General features: G+C 33.7%; 19 protein-coding genes. 8 read left to right on the forward strand and 11 right to left on the reverse strand.

The window, feature by feature from the left end; translation table 11 throughout:
- Positions 1-260 precede the first annotated feature (260 nt).
- Together EKG35_RS06640 and EKG35_RS06645 are read right to left on the reverse strand one after the other, a co-directional pair.
- Positions 261-620, reverse strand: a complete 360-nt coding sequence (locus EKG35_RS06640) for a cupin domain-containing protein (protein ID WP_126293660.1) — start codon at positions 618-620, stop codon at positions 261-263.
- 262 nt (positions 621-882) lie between these two features.
- Positions 883-1386, reverse strand: coding sequence for a DinB family protein (locus tag EKG35_RS06645; protein WP_126293661.1), 504 nt, complete (start codon positions 1384-1386; stop codon positions 883-885).
- A 110-nt stretch (positions 1387-1496) separates the two neighbouring features.
- Here EKG35_RS06645 and EKG35_RS06650 point away from each other — a divergent pair, with 110 nt between their 5' ends.
- Positions 1497-2444, forward strand: a complete 948-nt coding sequence (locus EKG35_RS06650) for a helix-turn-helix transcriptional regulator (protein ID WP_126293662.1) — start codon at positions 1497-1499, stop codon at positions 2442-2444.
- A gap of 253 nt (positions 2445-2697) precedes the next feature.
- Here EKG35_RS06650 and EKG35_RS06655 read toward each other — a convergent pair whose 3' ends face one another.
- The 4 genes from EKG35_RS06655 to EKG35_RS06670 form a co-directional block, all read right to left on the reverse strand.
- Positions 2698-3762 (reverse strand): site-2 protease family protein, encoded by a 1065-nt coding sequence (locus tag EKG35_RS06655; RefSeq protein ID WP_126293663.1) that lies wholly within the window; start codon positions 3760-3762, stop codon positions 2698-2700.
- Between the two features lie 234 nt (positions 3763-3996).
- The gene (locus EKG35_RS06660) at positions 3997-4704 is read right to left on the reverse strand and encodes a DNA alkylation repair protein (protein ID WP_126293664.1); all 708 of its coding nucleotides are present in this window, start codon (positions 4702-4704) and stop codon (positions 3997-3999) included.
- A gap of 202 nt (positions 4705-4906) precedes the next feature.
- Positions 4907-6295 (reverse strand): plasmid pRiA4b ORF-3 family protein, encoded by a 1389-nt coding sequence (locus EKG35_RS06665; RefSeq protein ID WP_126293733.1) that lies wholly within the window; start codon positions 6293-6295, stop codon positions 4907-4909.
- A 202-nt stretch (positions 6296-6497) separates the two neighbouring features.
- On the reverse strand, positions 6498-7412 hold the full coding sequence (locus EKG35_RS06670) for a tetratricopeptide repeat protein (RefSeq protein ID WP_126293665.1): 915 nt from the start codon (positions 7410-7412) through the stop codon (positions 6498-6500).
- A 248-nt stretch (positions 7413-7660) separates the two neighbouring features.
- On the opposite strand from EKG35_RS06670, the gene EKG35_RS06675 reads away from it, so the two are divergent.
- Genes EKG35_RS06675 through EKG35_RS06690 form a run of 4 tightly spaced genes read left to right on the forward strand, consistent with a single transcriptional unit; the run spans position 7661 to position 11386 of the window.
- The gene (locus EKG35_RS06675) at positions 7661-8446 is read left to right on the forward strand and encodes an ABC transporter ATP-binding protein (protein ID WP_126293666.1); all 786 of its coding nucleotides are present in this window, start codon (positions 7661-7663) and stop codon (positions 8444-8446) included.
- A gap of 11 nt (positions 8447-8457) precedes the next feature.
- Positions 8458-9450 carry a FecCD family ABC transporter permease gene (locus EKG35_RS06680; protein ID WP_126293667.1) on the forward strand — a complete coding sequence of 331 codons (993 nt, stop codon included), beginning with the start codon at positions 8458-8460 and terminating at the stop codon, positions 9448-9450.
- On the forward strand, positions 9451-10467 hold the full coding sequence (locus EKG35_RS06685; protein WP_126293668.1) for a FecCD family ABC transporter permease: 1017 nt from the start codon (positions 9451-9453) through the stop codon (positions 10465-10467).
- 4 nt (positions 10468-10471) lie between these two features.
- Positions 10472-11386 (forward strand): ABC transporter substrate-binding protein, encoded by a 915-nt coding sequence (locus tag EKG35_RS06690; RefSeq protein WP_126293669.1) that lies wholly within the window; start codon positions 10472-10474, stop codon positions 11384-11386.
- Positions 11387-11651: 265 nt separating this feature from the next.
- On the opposite strand, the gene EKG35_RS06695 is transcribed toward EKG35_RS06690, so the two are convergent.
- Both EKG35_RS06695 and EKG35_RS06700 read right to left on the reverse strand, forming a co-directional pair.
- Positions 11652-11858: a hypothetical protein gene (locus EKG35_RS06695; protein WP_126293670.1), complete on the reverse strand. Its 207-nt coding sequence runs from the start codon at positions 11856-11858 to the stop codon at positions 11652-11654.
- Positions 11859-11887: 29 nt separating this feature from the next.
- Positions 11888-12502, reverse strand: a complete 615-nt coding sequence (locus EKG35_RS06700) for a hypothetical protein (protein WP_126293671.1) — start codon at positions 12500-12502, stop codon at positions 11888-11890.
- Between the two features lie 408 nt (positions 12503-12910).
- Here EKG35_RS06700 and EKG35_RS06705 point away from each other — a divergent pair, with 408 nt between their 5' ends.
- The gene (locus EKG35_RS06705; protein WP_126293672.1) at positions 12911-14308 is read left to right on the forward strand and encodes a processed acidic surface protein; all 1398 of its coding nucleotides are present in this window, start codon (positions 12911-12913) and stop codon (positions 14306-14308) included.
- A gap of 55 nt (positions 14309-14363) precedes the next feature.
- Complete coding sequence (locus EKG35_RS06710) at positions 14364-14942, forward strand: class D sortase (protein ID WP_246020235.1); 579 nt, start codon at positions 14364-14366, stop codon at positions 14940-14942.
- Between the two features lie 128 nt (positions 14943-15070).
- Here EKG35_RS06710 and panE read toward each other — a convergent pair whose 3' ends face one another.
- The 3 genes from panE to EKG35_RS06725 form a co-directional block, all read right to left on the reverse strand.
- Entirely contained in the window at positions 15071-15994 is a 924-nt protein-coding gene (panE, locus tag EKG35_RS06715) for a 2-dehydropantoate 2-reductase (protein WP_126293674.1), read from the reverse strand.
- A 430-nt stretch (positions 15995-16424) separates the two neighbouring features.
- A complete protein-coding gene (locus EKG35_RS06720) occupies positions 16425-17552 on the reverse strand; it encodes a M24 family metallopeptidase (RefSeq protein ID WP_246020237.1) in 1128 nt (375 codons plus the stop codon).
- 22 nt (positions 17553-17574) lie between these two features.
- Complete coding sequence (locus tag EKG35_RS06725) at positions 17575-18972, reverse strand: sodium:solute symporter family protein (RefSeq protein ID WP_126293675.1); 1398 nt, start codon at positions 18970-18972, stop codon at positions 17575-17577.
- Positions 18973-19112: 140 nt separating this feature from the next.
- Between EKG35_RS06725 and EKG35_RS06730 the strand changes: the two genes are divergently transcribed.
- The gene (locus EKG35_RS06730) at positions 19113-20006 is read left to right on the forward strand and encodes a LysR family transcriptional regulator (RefSeq protein WP_126293676.1); all 894 of its coding nucleotides are present in this window, start codon (positions 19113-19115) and stop codon (positions 20004-20006) included.
- The last annotated feature ends 147 nt before the right edge of the window (positions 20007-20153 follow it).

Consider the following 20153-nt stretch of genomic DNA (forward strand, 5'->3'; position numbering starts at 1 on the left):
CCAGCCTCTGCCTTATGAATAGACCGAACGAAGGAATGTATGCGCTAGACGCCAAGAGACATGGGAGGGTACGTCATCATAAGCATTGCAGAGATCCAATTGTGCATCACATATTGGAACGGAAAGTTAATTACTACCAATTAACTTTAGCGAAGCGTATCCTCAAACTGTAAATGAATTGAAGTATTGTAAAATACTAAAATATTATTCTTTAAAAAATATTTTTTCTATTAGATAAAACGGGTCAAACCGTTGATATATCAACATTTATAGAGGGAGGAATTACTATCCTCATTCTTCGCCTCTTCTAAAAGCAAGTACCGAATAGAAGCCCATTGTTTATCCATCCGTAAGTACATGCTGCTTGTATCTTCTGGCAAATAATGTGTAGGAATGTCTAAAATTAAAAATTCATTCCTATCTATTGATCGGTAGTTATGATCACATTTGGGAGGCAGATAAAAGCAATAATCTGAGTTAAGCTTTATCTCCTGCCATTTCATTTGTAGATCCAAAGAACCTTGTAATGGAAAAAGAAATTGCCCGAAGTCATGTTGATGTGATTTAAATTCCCTAGAATAGGACCTTATCTCACAAGTTACTTGATTTACACTTGCCATTTTACTCCCCCCTCAATTACTTTAAGATATATTATATCGTAAACAAAAATGTAATAAAGATTTGAAAAAAGGGAAATTGCGATTTGAATAATAATTTCTTTTCAGGATGAACTTCATACCTACAAAAGTTGGCAAATAAAAAAGCATCATAATAAACCATTTCTTCAAAAGAAATGGTTTATTATGTGCAGCAAGTACTTTTACTTTCCTAGTTTCTCAATTTGACATCAATTACTCTGAATTTCACGTCTAAATCATTTTATTAAAGTGGTGGATTTTCTTCACCATACTCTATCCAATCTTCTTTTGGTGGGCCATAAACTCCAAAAGGTTTAAGGCCTGCTTGACGAATCAAAACCGTTATTTGTCCACGATGGTGAACAATATGCTTTATTAGCCCCATTAAAATTTGCGCATTTGATTCTTCTCTTCCAAATGCTATTTGCACATGCTTCAACTCTTCGTCTGTCCATTGTTCTTTGATGGCTTTTGCTGCAACAGCACTTGTATTTTTAAATATGTTAGCAATATCCTTAGCAGATGTTGGAACGCTTTCTTTATTTTCTACTTCATCAAATTCCAACCCGAATTGTGCTAAATATTCTGGAATACTCGTCGTTAAATGCCACGCAATTCTTCCTAAAGAACGACCTTCAGAATAAACTTTTTGGTTTAATGATTCATCCGTTAAACCCTCTAAAACCTTTTCAGTTAAAAATGCTTCCTTATTCCATTCATTTAAAAAGTCTGCAATCGTCACATACATTACTAACTCCTCCTATTCTTTGTACTAGTTCTTTCTGTTTCTAATGAAGAGTATATATTATAATAGTGACAACTAATGTCACTGTTATTAAATTTTTTTTGGAGGTATTCATGACTAAAGCTAAAAGATTAAATGAACTAATTATGATGGTGAATCGAAAGAAAAGATTTACTGTTGGGGAATTAGCGCAAGAGTTTGGTGTTTCCAAAAGAACAATTTTAAGAGATATGCAAGAATTAAGTGCGATGGGTGTTCCTTTATATTCTGAGACTGGTCCTCATGGTGGTTATCAAGTTTTAAACGAAAGAATTCTGCCTCCAATAGCATTTAGTGAAAATGAAGCGATTTCAATCTTTTTTGCGATTCATGCATTAAGACACTACATTTCCCTACCATTTGATACTGAATATGAATCAATAAAAAGGAAATTTTACTTAAATCTTTCTGGAGATATAAGGGATATGATAGACAAGATGAAGGATCGAGTCGATTTTTACTCTATTGTTCAACAAGAGAAAATCCCATTTTTAAAACAATTATTAGAGGCTGCAATCGCACCGAAAGTAATTAACATAGATTATGAAGCTAACGAAAAAACAACAAATAGAAGCATCCAACCAATTGGAATTTACGCAAGCAATGGAAAATGGTATTGTCCAGCTTATGACTTTTTAAGAAATGATTATCGTGTCTTTAGATGTGACCGGATAAAATATGTCAAACATGATGAAAAAACTTCACCTATTAATTTGTCAGGTATTAATTTAAATAACCGTTTTACTATTTTTAATAAAAATAAAATAACGTATCAATTAAATGTAGAGTTAACGAAAAACGGAGTTGAAAAATATAAAATGGCAAGCTGGACAAGTGATGAATTAAATATAAGAGAAGATGGCTCTGGTTTTATAAAGGACGAAATCTCAGAAAATGAAATTCAGTTTTTTGCCGATTATTTTATCAATTATGGAAAAGAGGCTTTAGTTAAAAGTCCGGCCAAATTAATAGATTGTATGAAACAAAAGTTAAATGACATTTTAACACAGTATACTGATTAAATTTTAAGTATTACAACGAAGTAAAAATACGATATCTATTTACTAATTTTCTCGTTTTTTTCTAGAACGGAGCTAAATAAACTAATAACGAATGTTAATCCTGCTACACCCCCAAAAATATCCATTGAATAAAGTTTAAAAAGTTCCATTGGAATTAAAATTAAACTCAATTATTAATTGAATAACAAAGGCGATACATTTTTTTAGCATCGCCTCGTTAATTTACTTAATTGTTAAATATCAATCACAAAAATCAATGCTCTACAAACTCTTCTACTCTAATCTCTTTTATTAAAAAATTTGTTAACTGTTCTTCAGCATAAAAAAACCCAAATAGTTTTTTGCTTTTATGAATTTCTTTCATTACTTCAGATAATTTTAAAGTTGCCTTCTCATTATCTCCTTTTAATTTTGCGAGAATAGCTTCACTTCTTTTAAAGCTTATTGGCTCCATTGGGTTCATAAGTTGATGGTATTCCTTTAGCTTCTCCCCATTATTAGTTCCTTTAACAATCAAATCAATTTGTTGTATGTGATTTATAAACTGTAATGAAAACTTATTTTTCTTCGTGACTGGTAATTGCTTATAAGGTTCAATTAATTCAGAAGCTTTTTCGTAACTTTCTTTTACAAGAGTGTAATAAAAAGTAATTAAAGCAACTACTACATTTTCATCTGCTGGTGGTAAAGTTTTTGCTCTTTCTATTAGCTCTTCAGACCATTCTGATGGGTGTTTTGGCGAATTCATTTCTTTGAGTAATAAAAGGGAAAGTAAAAATTCCTCCTTTTCTTTTCCCCCTTTAGATAATTCCAATATTACACGCCCATCCGACTTTAACGCCCCTTTATAAGGTAAAATTGTGACGATAAAAATAATTAAATTAAAGATTCCAAAGTATGTAACGAACTGCACATCCATTGCCCGCCCTATAATCAAACTAATGATAGCAGCCACGAGAGAAAAAATCGGTCCTCCTGCCGCAAACCATTTATGTTGCTTTGCAATAGAAGTTAAATCCTTTGAAAAGGGGGTACAACTTGCTACACCACCAAATAAAAACCAACTATTATTAGGTTTAATATGTATACGATCTGTATTTTCAATTGTTATTGGCCCAACTGTTAAATAGTTAAATCGGTAGCCAACTCCTATTCCGAACAACACATGACCTAATTCATGGAAAAACAGTGTAAGGAATAGAAGGACTAATGCTACACCTATAAAATTGGCGATTGAAGCATAGTTCGTAAAGTTAAATAAACAAATAAGTAAAGCTGTAATAACTGTTATACCTAATGGTTTTCTAATAAAATTCACAATTTCTTTCCTCCTTTTTGATACTTTTTAAACAAATATACTTGGAGATGTTTCATACAAAAGCAACCTCCACAATTCAACTAACTTTACTTCATATGCTTTTCTTTTAATTTTTCAATCTTTATATGCATAATTAATGGTAATAGTAATTGGTACGAGAAGAAGAGGTCCGCTATTGGTTTTTTAAGAACTCTAAAAATACTTACTGTTGATATATTAAATGACGATAGTTTTTTAACAACGAACATATTTCCGCTTAAAACCGATTTTACCTCGATCGACTTCTTTTTGAATACTTTCGAAAGCATTTAGAATACTGCTTTTTTTATTTTCCCGTTTGATTTCTACTGGACCTATTGCCTTTGCAATCTCGACTGCTCTTTCATGGAGTGGTACATAGGAGATTCCCACTGTTTGGATAAAATTATTCATAGCAGACTTTGTACGTTCTGGTGAATTGTGTATTGTTTTTTCCACCGTTTCAAGCATATTGTTTAATTTACTCTCAGAGAATTCAATATCAGGTCGATTCCCTAGAAGCCAACAATAGCAGCTCCACCCACCTGACATTCTTAGTTCCTCACCACTTGCAATCCATTTGTCAGCAACGTCCTGCGCAATATCTGCTTCTGCTAAAGTCACCGCCACGACATAATCTGACAGCATATAAAAATAAGCCCCATCCATCCAACGATTATAATCCGACCCTGTCATCGCTTTTGGGTCTGCAATAATACCTGCAAAGTACATGGCATCATAGTTGCCAGTAGCATAAAGCTGTTCTGCGAGCGGTTGATTGATTTTTATTTTCTTAGCGAGTGGTTTCATCGCACCCGTTGCTACACCAAAAAGTGGCTCTCTAGCACCATTGGACATGTATATTTTTTTCGTTCGTTCTTTGCCAAGAGCTTCAAGCTCCTGCATTACCATCTGCAAATCCATGTTTCACCCTTCTTTCATTAATAGAGTCTGTTACCCAAATTGGTATTGTAACCATTTAACTCCAACAACCATTGTATATTCAAAAAAACATTCATCCCACTTCCCAAAGCGTCCCCCTTCATTTGAAAGGGCGTTCTTAGGAAATTATTATAGGTAATTTCAAACGATACGAATATTTTCAATTGTTTGGGTGCCTAAGCACTTATTTTCCGCAGCATTTCTTGTATTTTTTCCCGCTGCCGCATGGGCATGGTTCGTTTCGGCCTACTTTTCCACCGTTGATTACTTGAAGTGGTATTGATGGTGATGCGTCTACAATTGGTTTAGGTCTTCTTGAGAGTTCTTCTGGTGTATGGCCACGGTTTTCCCAAATACGTGTTGTGTTTGCAATTTTCATGATGACTTGAAGATATTCGTTTGCTTGCTTTACATCATTAAATTCATAGCGTACTAAAAATCGTTTTACAATGCCATTAAAATCTGCGTCTGTTGATTGTAATTCATCAACTAGCTCATCAATCTCTTCTTGAGCCATTAATGTACTGCCGCCAAAAAAGTCTTTCGCTAACATCTTTTTTAATTTTTCTTGATGGATTGTCTTTTCGTAGTATAGTTCATCTGTATAACGTAATAATTCCTCTTTTGCAGGTACGTAGCATGGCTTCCCACTCACTCCTCTTAAAAAGGCTTTGTAACCCCCAAGATATTCTATCGCCTCGTGGACAAATGCTTGTTGTTGCACAAACACAAATTGTTTTTCTAATTGTTTTTTATACTCCGAAGTTGTAATTAATGCCCGCAGTTCCTTACTCGATAAGGATGATTTATTTTGTGAATTATATATTTTTAGAAACATTGGGTATTCTATTACCCCATATAAATTTGTACATGCGACTGCATATTGAATAATTAAGTCTTTATTATGGAGAGCTTCTACATCTACAAAATCTGAGCCGCGGTATTTATCTAAGAGCACATAATAATTTTCATGATCAATATGCTCCCATTCTGTTTTCTTAAATTTTACATGCTTCAATAGTTCGTTAGCATTATCAATATCAAGTAGGAAATAATGCATGGATTCCGCCCATGCATATGTCGATAAATACTCTGGATGGAAAGGATTATGATAAATTTTTAGAAACTCTTCATATCCTCGTGGACCACCAACATCCTCAGGTGGTGCTATACCTTCCCCTGCAATAAGTGTTGGATATCCAAAATAATAGTCATCTACTATATCTTCCAGTACTATTTGAATATACCAGCCATCCCCAAAATCATAGTTATATAAGAATTCACCATGCTTTTCTATATATTGATCGATTTTAATTCGAGCTGGCTGTTTTACCTTTAAACCTTTAAACAATTGTGTTTTATATTCTTTTAGAAACTCTTCATTGTTAGTAATAAAAATGTCTTCAATTTCAATTCCGAAGCTATGATAGGGCTCTAATTCACTCTGAAAGTTTGTTACATACTGAATCGTTTCGTGTAATCGATTAAATGTAGCACCTGCAGGTATAATCACTCGACGCCAAACTTCTGGCTGAATGTGCTGGAATGAAAATTTTAGAATATATGCTTTCAATAGGTCACCTAGTTTCTTTTTTAATATAACTATTAATATTATAACCTATTAATTTTGGCATTAAACATCCCCCCTGACAATTCAACTGTTTATAAAGAGCTAGAACATTTTCTGTCCTAGCTCTTCTCACATAACTGTATAGTCTTCCTTCACAATCAATCCACTTTTGACATTATAATTCCTAAATCATCAATTACTCTGTTTACTCTTTGTATTCAGGATGATTATGCCGTTTACATCCAAACAAATAACAGGCTCCAGTTGTTATAGGCTCAAAATCTATCTCGGGGATATATCCAGTTAATATTCGCTCAGCCATATTTTCATAGTTGCTTTTCTCCGCAAATAACCGTTCAAGATATTCCTCTTTATCTTTTTCCGTCCAATCTTCATCACATTCTTCTTCATAAGTTTCTTTGATTTCTTTGTCTTTTTGATGAATAACATTATCTATTACTTCATGAATTCGTTGAATATTGTTTGTTTTATACAGTGCATAAATAAACCTACTGATCCAATCAGGCATTTTGGCGTAATCATTATAGCCTTTTTCAAACCAATAGGTGGCTTCTGTAAAACACTCTAATTCCACATATAAATCCGCAACCTCGATGTCTCCTACATAATCATCTGCTTCTACATTAAACGCATTTAGCTTCTTTCTCGCCTCTGTTTTCAAACCAAGGTCAATCAGACATTTAACATGAGCATACATTACAACATCTGAATCTCCTGCAACACGCAGGAAAAGGTCTGAAGCTTCCTTTACGTCACCTAGCTTATACTTTACTACAGCTAAATTATGATATGCTTCATTAGATGGTTGGATTGAAAGGGATTTCATTAAGGCACTTGAAGCTAAGTTCCATTTTTCTTGTCCAATGTAAATCTCTCCTAATAAGTTATAAGGGAAATACGAGGCTGGATTCATGTTAATAACTTCTTTAATTAATTCAAGGGCTTTTTCATCATTTTCTTCTTCATAGAAATAAATCCAAGCAAGATTATTAAGAGACTGAATATTTCTTGATTCTTCGACCGCCTCGTGAAATAGCTTAATGGCTGCCTCATATTCATTTTTTTCAAATAGTTCCAGTGCCTTTTCGTTCGTATTCAATACTAGTCCTCCATTTTCATCATATTATTAGACTTCTAATATTCTCTCCCGCGCAACTCTTTGTACAGCGCTTTTAATTAATATTATTTCATAATCCCGCTCACTTTTTAACATAAATATCCATTCCAAATATTAAACGGGCTATATTTTATAATCTTTATTTAGAAGTTGCGTTGACTTTTGAATTAAAGTAGAATAGAATCACTAATTGATAATGATAATTATTATCATATAGAGGAGATAAGCAAATGTTCCGAGTTTCTGCAAATACAATAGAGGTGAAGTATGATAAAAAAATCATTCTTAAAGACCTATTGTTACATATCCCAGATAAAAGTATATCAACCATTATCGGACCAAATGGTTGTGGCAAATCAACTTTGCTAAAAGCTTTAACAAAAATATTACCGTATTCAAAGGGGCAAATTTTATTAGATGGTCAAGCGTTGAACTCATATAAGACAAAGGAATTGGCGAAAAAAATGGCTTTACTTCCTCAGTCACAAATTACACCTGCTCAAATAACTGTACGTGAACTTGTTGCTTACGGTCGATATCCTCATCAGGGAAACTTTGGGATATTAAGTTCTCAAGACCGAGAAATTATAGACTGGGCTATTTCAAAAACAAAGTTAAACGACGTAGAAAACGCTACTGTTGATTCTCTCTCGGGTGGACAGCGCCAACGTGTTTGGATTGCCTTAGCATTAGCCCAACAAACAGATATTATTTATTTAGATGAACCAACAACCTATTTAGACTTGGCACACCAACTTGAGCTAATGAAATTTCTTAAACAATTGAATGAAGAAGAAAATCGTACAATTGTTATGGTGTTACATGATCTAAATTTGGCAGCGCGTTTTTCAGATTACATGATTTCGATGAATTCTGGGCAAATCATAAAAGCTGGAACGGTTGAAGAAGTCATGACGACAACTAATTTAAAGCACGTCTTTCAAATTGATGCCGTCATCAGTAAAGACCCGTACACAGGAAAGCCAATTTGTCTATCCTATAACACTAGTCTATAAGAGGTGAATATATGACAACTTGGCACAAATGGCGTACGATAATTCTACTTTTTCTCGGAAGCTTAGCTTCTATAATATTAGCAATTAGTTTAGGAGCTAAAGATATATCCTTTATGACAATGTGGACATCGATTTTTCATTTTGATGCTAATAATAATCTGCACCAAATTATTTATGAAATTCGTTTACCTAGGGTTTTAGGTGCAGCATTTGTCGGGATGGCATTTGCAGTGGCTGGATCAATTATTCAGGCTGTAACACGTAATTCACTAGCTGATATTGGTATCTTAGGAATCAATGGTGGTGCTGTACTGTTTGTGACAATCTGTTTTGCGTTCTATCCTGCAATTTCATACGGATGGCTTACGTTCTTTTCTTTCGTTGGAGCAACTCTATCAACTATCCTTGTTTTTTCAATCGGTCTCGTAGCTCGTGGCAATTTATCCCCATTGACTTTTACAATAGCCGGAGCAGTAATTGCTGCATTTTTGCATGCAATTAGTTCTGGTATTGCCATTTTTTTTGATTTAAATCGAGATTTGGCATTTTGGTATGCAGGGGGTGTTGCAGGAGTTACATGGGGACAGCTTCCAATATTTATTACTATTGTTATAATAGCAGTTTTTGTTGCAATCTTACTGGGTAAGCAATTAACCATTATTGGTGCAGGGCAAGAAATGGCATCAAGTTTAGGTATTAATATTAGGTTTTTATTATTTTCAAGTATGGGACTTGTAGTTTTGCTTGGTGGTGCCGGAGTTGCAGTTGCAGGATCAATTAGTTTTGTTGGTCTAATTATTCCTCATGTTGCACGTAAATTTGTTGGACATGATTATCGCTGGATTATCCCTGCAAGTGCTTTATTGGGGAGTACACTTGTAGTAATGGCTGATTTATTAGCCCGTATAATTTTTGCACCGAAAGAACTTGCATTAGGAATTTTAATTGCCTTTATAGGTGTGCCATTCTTTCTAATTGTTGCAAAGAAAATGGAGGGAATTTAAGTGGCACCAAAGAGAAGAAACTCATTACTTTTATACATATTAGTCACTTTATTATTGGTTTTTCTAACATTTCTCTTTTCAATCAACTTAGGAAGCTACCATCTTTCTTTATTAGAAGTGGCCAATACTTTAGTTGGTCATGGCAGCGATAATAGTATACTCGTATTGTTTGAGTATCGATTGCCACGTATTTTAATAGCCTTAGTTGGTGGTGCTGGTATAGCAGTGGCTGGATCATTACTACAATCTTATACTGGCAATCATTTAGCGGATACTGGCTTATTAGGTCTCCATGCAGGTGCTTCATTTGGGCTAATTATATTTATGAGCTTTTTTAGTCAATCCTTTTTATATGCTGAAATGTTAATACCATTCTTTGCTTTTATCGGTGGTATTTTGGCTGCTATTTTGATTGTTTACTTAGCAAAGTCTAAAAATCGCACCATTAATACTAATAAATTGATTTTAATTGGTATTGCAGTATCAGCACTGTTTAATGCAATTACATTGTTTTTATCATTACGTTTAAGCGATGAAACTTATTCTTTCGCAGCTAGTTGGTTACTTGGAAACATTTGGGCTCGCGACTGGATTCATGTATCCATTATACTTCCATGGGTTGCTATATTTAGTTTGCTTGCATACCGTTTAGCGCACCCATTAAACCTTTTACAGGTTGGGGATGAATTTGCCCAAACAACTGGAATTAGCGTAAAGTACATAAAAAATAACGCTTTGCTATTAGCCGTTTTGCTTTCAAGCGGTTCGGTTGCCATGGTTGGTAATATTAGTTTTTTAGGTCTACTAGCTCCCCATTTGGCAAGACAATTAGTTGGTAGTGATTATCGCCTCACTCTCCCTTTATCTGCCATACTAGGATCAATTATTTTATTGCTATCCGATACAATTGGGCGTTCGTTATTTGAAGCAAATCCAATTCCAGCTGGTATATTTGTAGCCTTCATTGGAGGTCCTTATTTTATTTTTTTATTATTAAAAAACAATAGGAGTGTATAACAATATGAAAAAATGGTTCTTGCCTGCATCTTTTACTCTATTAGCAGTATTTTTAGGTGCTTGTGGAAATGAAACAACAACAAATGAAGTGACATCTGACAGTACAACAGAAGCAGCTACTGAACAACGTATAGCTTCCTTATCAATTCATTTAACAAATGATTTAATTGCATTGGATATTATTCCAGTCGGCTCCGTAGTTGGTGGCTCATTAGGCGATTTCCTGCCACAATCCGCACCTTACTTAAAAGATGCTGTAAAATATGGCCCTGCAAAAGAAGTGGATATGGAAGCATTACTTGTTTCTAAGCCAGATGTAATTGTAGCAGATGAAGAATTTGCAACAGCAAATTTAGCTGACTATGAAGATATCGCACCCGTTCAATTATTTGATTTAGATGAAGGTACTTGGCGTGATCATTTAACATTACTCGGTCAAAATTTCAATAAAGAACAAAAGGCAGAACAATTTATTTCAGATTATGAGAAGAAAACAGAAGAAATAAAAGCAAAACTTGATGAACAGTTTGGTGAAAATGCTACAGCCATGGCGATCCGTGTAACTAATAAAGAATTACGAGTATTTTCAACTGCTCGTCCAATGGGACCGATTCTTTTTGAAGACTTAGATCTTGAACCGGCTAATGGTATCGTTGAATTGGGTACAGAAGAACCCTATCAAGTAATTTCAAAAGAAGTTATTGGTGATTTTGATGCTGATATAATTTTTGTTGTAGTAAATAACGATGAAGAAGCCCAAAAAGTATATGATCAACTAACGGCGTCATCAGTATGGCAATCCCTAGAAGCTGTGCAAAAAGACCAAATTTTTGTTGTTTCAGACCAACCTTGGTTAGATTATTCAGCTCTTGGAAATTCAATGGCAATAGATGAATTATCTAATCAATTAAAAGAATAAAAATGTCATCTTCTATTATCTCAATTCGACAATGAAGGGTCATAACCTATCTTTTAAAAATCCAATAAACATTGATACAGTAATGTTTATTGGATTTTCATATCATTTACACTACTTTTAACACCTCACTTTATCCACTATACTTGCCCTTTAGTTTTTAATCGAAGTTGAACTAAAAAAACATCTATTAAATGCTTAAAAATATTTCATATAAATTGATCAATAGATTTATTTCTTACTCATTTTTCAATTATTAGGGGAATGTCTATTTTTTAAATTCGTCTTCCAATTCCTTTTCAATTTCTTCATCACTAATTGGAACTATTTTTTCTTTATCACCATACTTATTTATTATTATTTGACCAACCTCAGATTTATCAATTCCATCCTTTACTGCTGAAGAAATGACGAAATACAAAATTAGCAAACTAATAATCCACAAAAAAATACTTCCTAATACTGCAATGGTCATTTATCTTTCCTCCAAATGAATGTTACAACCTAGTACTGTTTATCCTCTTCTAGTTTAATTTTTAATAAACAAACAATGTTATGTTCATTGATTAGATCCTGTAGTTCTTGTTCGTTTTGATAATCATATCCTGTGCGAACTTCACTGCCTTTTGATTGTCGATACACTGCTAATAAGTAAGTTTTGCCATATTTTAATTCTAGTTTTTCGTCTCCAATTGCATAATCCCATGCTTCAAATGAATCAGGAGATTTTAAATTTTCGATTATTTTTGGACCTGTGCTTACATTTGGTGCAGAAAGAAATATAGATCTTACTTCTTTATCAGGATTTATCATGCCAAATAAAAGATTTCCTTCATCTACTTTATTTATGCTTAACCCATATGATAATTGTTCAAGTGGCTCATCTACTTTTTTTCCATCCTCGTACTTTTCTATCCAAATATTGACCCATGTTTTGTCTGCTTCATTTAGCTTGAAATCAAAATCAAACAGCACTCCTAGATTTAAGTCTTCAAGCGTTTCCATATGTTCTGAATTGGAATTAACTTGAATAGTAGCGATACTGGAATTAGAGCAACCCGAAACCATAGTTACTAATAAAATGAATATTAAACTATAAGAAAAATAGTGTTTTTTCAAAAAGACTTCCCCCGGTCCTAAAGGTTCTATGTATATTTAATGCTATAGTAATTTTATCAATTAAAACCACAAATTGTAAAACATTTCCTATACATTAACTCGATGATGCAAGTTACTCTTATAATCTTTATGTCCGTATAATTACCTGCACTATTTTGCCATTCTTAAAATGGACTACAATTGGAACTTATTTAATTTCTTATAATTGAATAATCTTAAAAGATAATTATTCAAAAAAGTGAAAGCTCACTAAATGATTCAATGAAAAGAGGATTAACGTTAAATGTACTCTGCCAAAACTCTCTATCTAAATAACCAAAAATGGTAAATTTATCTCTATATTGTTAAGTTTTTGTTGTCAAATTATAATACTCTAGTAATATAAAATTAATAGAACTGGAGAATTATATGAAAAAACTGGGTACATTTTTATTATCATTTTCATTGCTAATTGCCTTATTTCCGCAAATAACAATGGCTGCACAAGACACTAATTTTGAACAAGATTTAATAAACTACTTAGAACAAGTAAGCAATGAAAGAGGATTTGAAGTAACAAAAGAGGATATAGCATTGTCACTGTCCTATTATGAAGACAGTCTTGAAAACTATAATACTGTTGAAGAGTTGTCTCAATTTCTTGGTGAAATAATTAAAGCTGATTATAGTAACGTAGATTCCATTTACGAGCAATATGAACTAACTGAAGAAAGTCTCGTTCAATTGTTAAAAGAAAATGGTGAACAACTAAGTGATTATATTTTCTTAGATGATCTCGATACAGCGGTTTACTTTTATACAGAAGATGGCACGTTTGAACGTGATCCGAATTTTGAACAAAATCTTATTGATTATTTAGCCGATGTTAGTGATCAAAGAGGATATAATGTGACAAGGGATAATGTAGTAAATAGTCTTGCTATTTATGAGAGTAACCTAGAAGATTTTGAATCTGTGGAACAGCTAAGTGATTTCTTAGGCGAAGTCATCCAAGCTGACTATAGTAATTTAGATTACTTTGTGGAAAATTATGGTTTAAGTCAACAAGAATTATTCAACTTATTAGAATCAAATGATGAAAACATCAACGATTATATATATATTGATGACCTCGACAATACTGTTTGGAAATATGTTGGGAATGACCTGTCTGTCATGTTTGAATATCTAACTGAAGATCTACTTCCACTATTTCAAGAAATCGATTTGACGGATGAAGAGCTGAAACGATTTGAGAATCATCTAATATCCTTAGAAGATCATTTTTCTAATCCAGAAACACTCGAACTTCTTGAACAATTAAACTATGAACTAATAGCTCTTGAAAGCGATATGAATAGCCAGCCAACTGTAGAGCAAATGGAAATGAGTTTGTCCATTCTTGAAAAAATCTTTTCAATTCTTCAATTAAAGGCTTCCTATAGTTTAGTAAATGATGCTATTGAGACTCCTATCTCTTTAATGGACTTAATGAAAATGGAAGTATTAGAAGGTACTGATTTGAAAGTAGCATTTTACAGTTCAGAAGGACAATTCTTGGGAGACCTTATAATTACGGAAGAATTTATTAATTCTGGACTGGTTACTGACTTAGGGGAACAAATTGTGGACAGTGCCGTTGAACAACCACCTGTAGTACAACCTAAAAAACAAATTAATACTACTCAAACATTAGCGGAAGAGTATCACACCGTTAAAGGTGGAAAGCTTCCTAAAACAGCTTCTGATTATATACCGAATGCACTATTTGGTCTATTCATTGTAATGCTCGGAATTTTCATGTATGGAAAGGTTCGGACTTCTTAAGTTGGAAGCCTTCAATAATAGGCAAAAGAACCATAAAAAACGATTAGTATTTGTTTTGTTTTCAATAGGTGTTATTATATTTGGCACGTGTTTTTCTACAGTCAATATTTATAAGTTTGTCAACGGGAACATTGTTGTTAAAACTGGTTCTCTTAGTGAGCAAGTAATAGATAAGAAACAGTCCAAAAACAATGAACCCGGACAAGCGTTATATCCTACACGTCCAGAAATTGGAGAGGAAATTGGCGAGCTATATATTCCGAAATTAGATGCAAAACTCCCGATTTACCACGGAACAAATGAAGATGAATTAGCAAGAGGAGTTGGGCATTTTGCTGAAAGTGTACTGCCTGGTGAAAATGACAATTCCGTTCTTTCAGGGCACCGAGATACAGTTTTTCGAAAACTTGGTGAAATAGGTGAAGGAGATGAGTTAATTGTTCGAACTTCGGCTGGTGAGTTTAAATATATTGTCTACAAAGTACGAATTGTAGATGAAAATGATCGAACTGTCATCGTTCCAAAGCCAAGAGCAACACTAACCGTCACAACGTGTTATCCATTTGATGATTTCGCATCCGCCACTGAACGTTATATTTTAGTTGCTTATTTAGCTTCTGAAAAAGTAGGTTAACAAATAAATATTTTTTGCCTACCTTACATGTCGCAACTATATATGGCACGAAACGGTGGTCACAGTAACATAGGGGCCGTCTCCACTCTGACGGCCCCCACTTTAATTTATAGAAAGTCGAAGATCCCTTATCCCTTTGATAGCATCGTTTCATATACCTTTAAATTTTGGTATATCGATTTTAACAATGGTGTTTCAACACTATATTCTGTAGCTAATTTTAGTAGGTACCCTTGTAGATGCTCCCCTTCGATTTGTAAACCTTTTTCCATATCCCGTTGCATTGAAGATTTCATATCATAGGAAAGACTATCCATCGTTTTCATATGTTCTTCCACGATATGGTCCACAACTGGCGCCCCATATGCCCGCATTATCTGTGCGATTTCTTCAAGCAATGATTTGATAAACTCTTGCCCCCCATCGGTTTCACGAATTGGTCCGATTGGAGCACGCATCAGTGTCGTTACACCTGACATAGCCGCAATAAATAAGTATTTATGCCACATATCTTGCACAATATGGTCACTTAGAACAAAGCTTGCTTTTGTGCCACTGAATGTTTCTGCAATTCTCTCAACTCGGTCCGTCTTCGTCTGATTAAATTCACCAAATAGAAGTCGATGAGCTTTACTTGTTTGAACAATGTCCCCACCTTCATTTAGTGTTGTTTCTATAAAGCATAACCCTCCAATCACTCTATCCTGACCGAATTCCTGTTGTAATGGAGAAAGATGGGCTACACCATTTAATAATGGGATAATGACCGTTTTTTCACCTACAAATGGTTTCAAATCATTGATGGCTTCTTCTAAATGATATGCTTTTGTTGAAAATAACACGACATCAAATGAATCTGCATTATCTGTTTTTGTTATTAATTTAGGGGTACATGAGAAATCTCCATTTATACTATGGATATTTAACCCATTTTCCTCGATTTGTGTTTTGCGTCTACTACGTACGAGAAACGTAACATCTTCCCCTTTTTCTACTAATCGTCCGCCAAAATAACCACCAATTCCTCCAGCCCCTAACACTAAAATACGCATCTACAACTCTCCTTCATCCTAATCAATTGATTATTTTCATTATATCTTATTTGATATTACTATTTACAATACCTTCCACAAGTTTACTATAGTTTTCTATGACAGAATGTAGGAGTAGTTTGAGCCTCCTTCTTCGCTAAATCGGATCAACCGGATACTGATTACAAAGGGGTTGCCATAAGATATGGTATTTTTAACCTTTATAGCATTATCAAGAAGTTCAAGTTTTACTCTGCATTAAAGCGTATCAGCTGAACTCACCTCTTCCATTCCAGTCAACAAGTTTAGACTAAAGATAAAAAATCTGCACATTTTAAAAAAATGTGCAGATTTTTACTCACTTATTAATTCTCTGAAGCTAAACTTTTGGGTCTTCTTCTTATACTTTGATTAATTAAAACTAATTTTTAATATTTAACAAGTTGATATTTTAAAAAATTAAATCATTTAAGTCTCGTGGATAATCAGTGATTAGTAAATTTCCATCCTTTTTCAAGATAACGGTGTCAGAGTGTCTAAATCCACCCAATCCCGGGATATAAATTCCTGGTTCAATTGTATATGCCATACCTTCTTCAAGAACAAGGTCATTATCGTAAGAAAGATATGGCGGTTCATGAAGTGAAACACCAATCGCATGCCCCGTACGATGTATTGCATATTCTGCGTAGCCTTCTTCCCTTAAAATGTCCCTTGCAACAGCATCAACTTCTGATGCTTTTATACCCGGTTTAATAAAATCCAATGCAGCTTGCTGTGCTTTTTGCATAGCTAAAAATGCATGTGCTTGTTGTTTCGTAGGCTCTCCCATAATGACAGTCCGTTCTAATTCAGCCCGATAGCCATTTAACGAGACTTGTCTTGTGTGAATAATGACATCACCTTGCTTAATTTTACGCGTATTAGAATAAACATGTGGTAAAATACTGCGCTCAGGTCCAGAAGGAGTCATTACGAGTAAATCTAAAGTAGCATTTGGATAATTCTCTGATGCTATACGATAAATAACTTGATTCCCAATGGCGTCTATTTCCAATTCTGTGGTACCAACCTTGCAGGCCTTCAGTGTTTCACTAACACCTAAATTAACAAGCTTTCCTGCCTCAATCATTGCTGCTATTTCCTCATTATCTTTTATTGATCTCATTTTTTCTATCTGTCCACTTATATCTATTACCGTTGACTTAACATTTTTAATTTCATTAATTATTTTCCCAGGTGTAAAATTCATGTCAACTCCAACTGCACTAACTTCTTGAGCTTTTAACTCCTTTTCCAATACTTCTAAATATGTTTTCGCTATGTTTGCTTTCTCAGGGTGTTCATAATATGGCAGAATTCTATCAACATTAGCATGTCCTTTGGCATGAGATTCTTCTAGTCCTGGTACTATTAAACTACATTGTTCAAGAGTAATTAAGCATATAATAGGTCTTGAATAGATTAAAGCACGAAAGCCCGTTAAATAAAATTGATAGTCAGGACTCATTACAATTGCAACTTGAAGATTATTCTCTGTCATAAATTCTCGAAGCTTTTTTACTCTTTGATTAGTCATTATACCTCTCCTTTTAATTGATTTATTTGTCTTGTTCAATTTGAACTGTATATTTTGGTGTTAATAAACTAACTACAACAAGTGTAATGATAGACAATGGCAATGCGATTAGAACACTATTCCAGCCCATTGGCTTATTTAAAACTAACTCCCAAACAAGAGTTGCCACACCTCCAGTGATAATCGATGCTAAAGCACCAGGTCCGTTTGCGCGTTTCCAAAGAAAACTAGCTAATATAGCAGGTGTTAAAGCAGCACCATACATCGTATAAGAATACATTTGAATTGATAGGACATCCGGGAAGAATGCTCCTAGTACATAGGCGATTACTCCAAGACCTAGTACAGAAAATCTATTAATTTTTAGTAAACTCTTATCTGATATTCCGGGTTTTAACCTTTGAACAATATCATAGGCAATATTTCCAGCTGCTGATAATAAGTAAGAATTACCTGTTGTTATTAAAAATGAAACTGCAGCTGTTAAAATTAACGCTCCTACAATAACCGGCAGTCCTCCGTTATAGGCAAGCTGCAGAATAGCTGTATCTGGTTCTATATCATTAAATAAAGCATAGGAACCTATTGTTAATAAAATAACAAGACCAAATACAACAATTGCTGAAATGAAGAAACCTATTGTAGAACGTCTTGCAGTTTTTGTATCTTTTGCTGATGCAAGTCGCTGATACATATTTTGATCTGCTAAAACTAGTAAAAATAACGGGAAAAAGTATCCTAACATTTGTGGAATGGTTAAGTTTCCAGTCCAATTAAAATGTGACTCTGGTAATGAACTTACTATACTATCAAAGCTAATAACGTTAGTAGTTAAGTAAAATAATCCTAGAATAAATCCTATTAAAATAAGTAATGAACTTAAAAAGTCTGTATAGGCAACTGAAAACATACCGCCAATAGTTGCTAGGAAAATTACAACCACTGCAGTAATAATCGTACCAGCTTCAACAGAAATACCTGTTGTCAAATTTAATATGTAGCCCCCGCCAGTAAATTGGTATGAAGCAATTCCAATATAAGCAAGAATGATAAATATTGAGGAATTTGTCCTTGTTAATTTTCCATATTTTAATTCAAGAATTTGTGGAATTGTATATTTAGAAATCAACCACGTTTTTCCAGCAATAAAATACAAAATAATAATTCCTATAGGTACTCCAGCAAAATAGAGTATGCCAGCTAATGGCCCTTGTTGATAAATGAAGCTAGCTCCCCCAATTACCGTTCCCGATCCTACAAAAGTAGCTAATAATGTACCGACCAACACTACGTTTGGTAATGAACGGCCTGCTAACATATAATCTTCAGTATTTTTTATTTTTTTCCTACCTAAAAGTGTTCCAGCTACAATCATTAACAAAATGTAGCCAATAATAGTAATTAGCAATATAGTATTCATTTAAAGCCTCCTCCAAACGCAATCTATTGACTATTTAAAATAATCTTAAAATTAAATTTACAGCATTTTTTACTCTCTGTATAATATATATATTGAATACTAGTAAGACGTTTAAAATATAAGTGAGGAGGTAAACCATAGTGGAATTTCGCAGAATTCAGTATTTTATAGCAGTTGCAGAAGAATTAAATTTTACGAAGGCTGCAGAAAAATTGAAGATATCTCAACCTCCTTTAAGCCAACAAATTAAAATTTTAGAAAATGAAATCGGTGTAAAATTATTTAATCGCAATAAAAGAGTAGTAGAATTAACTGATGCTGGTAAATATTTTTTAGAAAAAGCTAAAGAAATAGTTCTTAAACTGGAATCAGTCTATGAAGAAACTAAACAGATTGAAAGAGGTGAATTTGGGAAACTATCTATAGGTTTTACAGGCTCCGTTACATACGACCTACTACCTACACTTATTCAAACATACCAACAAGCTAATCCAAAAATAAAAATCATTTTAACGCAGATGTCTTCTGCAAGACAGGTACAAGCATTAGAAAATAATGAAATCGATATTGGAATGTTGGTCCCCCCTGTGGAATCTACTTCATTAAAGTTAAAAACTTTAAGAAGTGAACCTTTTGTTATAGCTATCCCAAGTACCCACCCATTAGCAGCTATGAAAGAACCTGTTAGTTTATTAAATTTTAAAAATGAACCATTTATATTTACTGACCGAGATGTAGGTCACGGTTATTACGACGCCATTATAAATCTATTTTATGAAGTTGGATTTAGCCCTATACAATCTCAACAGGCGAACGAACTTCAAACAATTGTTTCTTTAGTAGCATCTGGTGTAGGAAATGCTGTCTTACCTGCTTCCATAATGAACTATATTAATAATAAAGTAACCTATCTAAAATTGACTGAAAACAATACTTCCTGTACTTCTTCAATGGCCTGGAAAAAGGATAATGAATCAGCAACATTAAAATTATTCATTGAACATGTTGACCAGCAAAATCTTTATTTAAGTTAAATCAACCATACTGTAATTAAGGCTCTCTTTATATACATCATATACCCAGCTAAAAGCAGTACAATAAAAAGGAATTACCATGAGCATGTTTATATAGGCATGCCTGTTGATAATTCCATTCCTTAACTAAAACTTCTATCTTAAAAC

This window comes from Lysinibacillus telephonicus, from assembly GCF_003966145.1.
In the GTDB taxonomy this organism is placed as follows: domain Bacteria; phylum Bacillota; class Bacilli; order Bacillales_A; family Planococcaceae; genus Ureibacillus; species Ureibacillus telephonicus.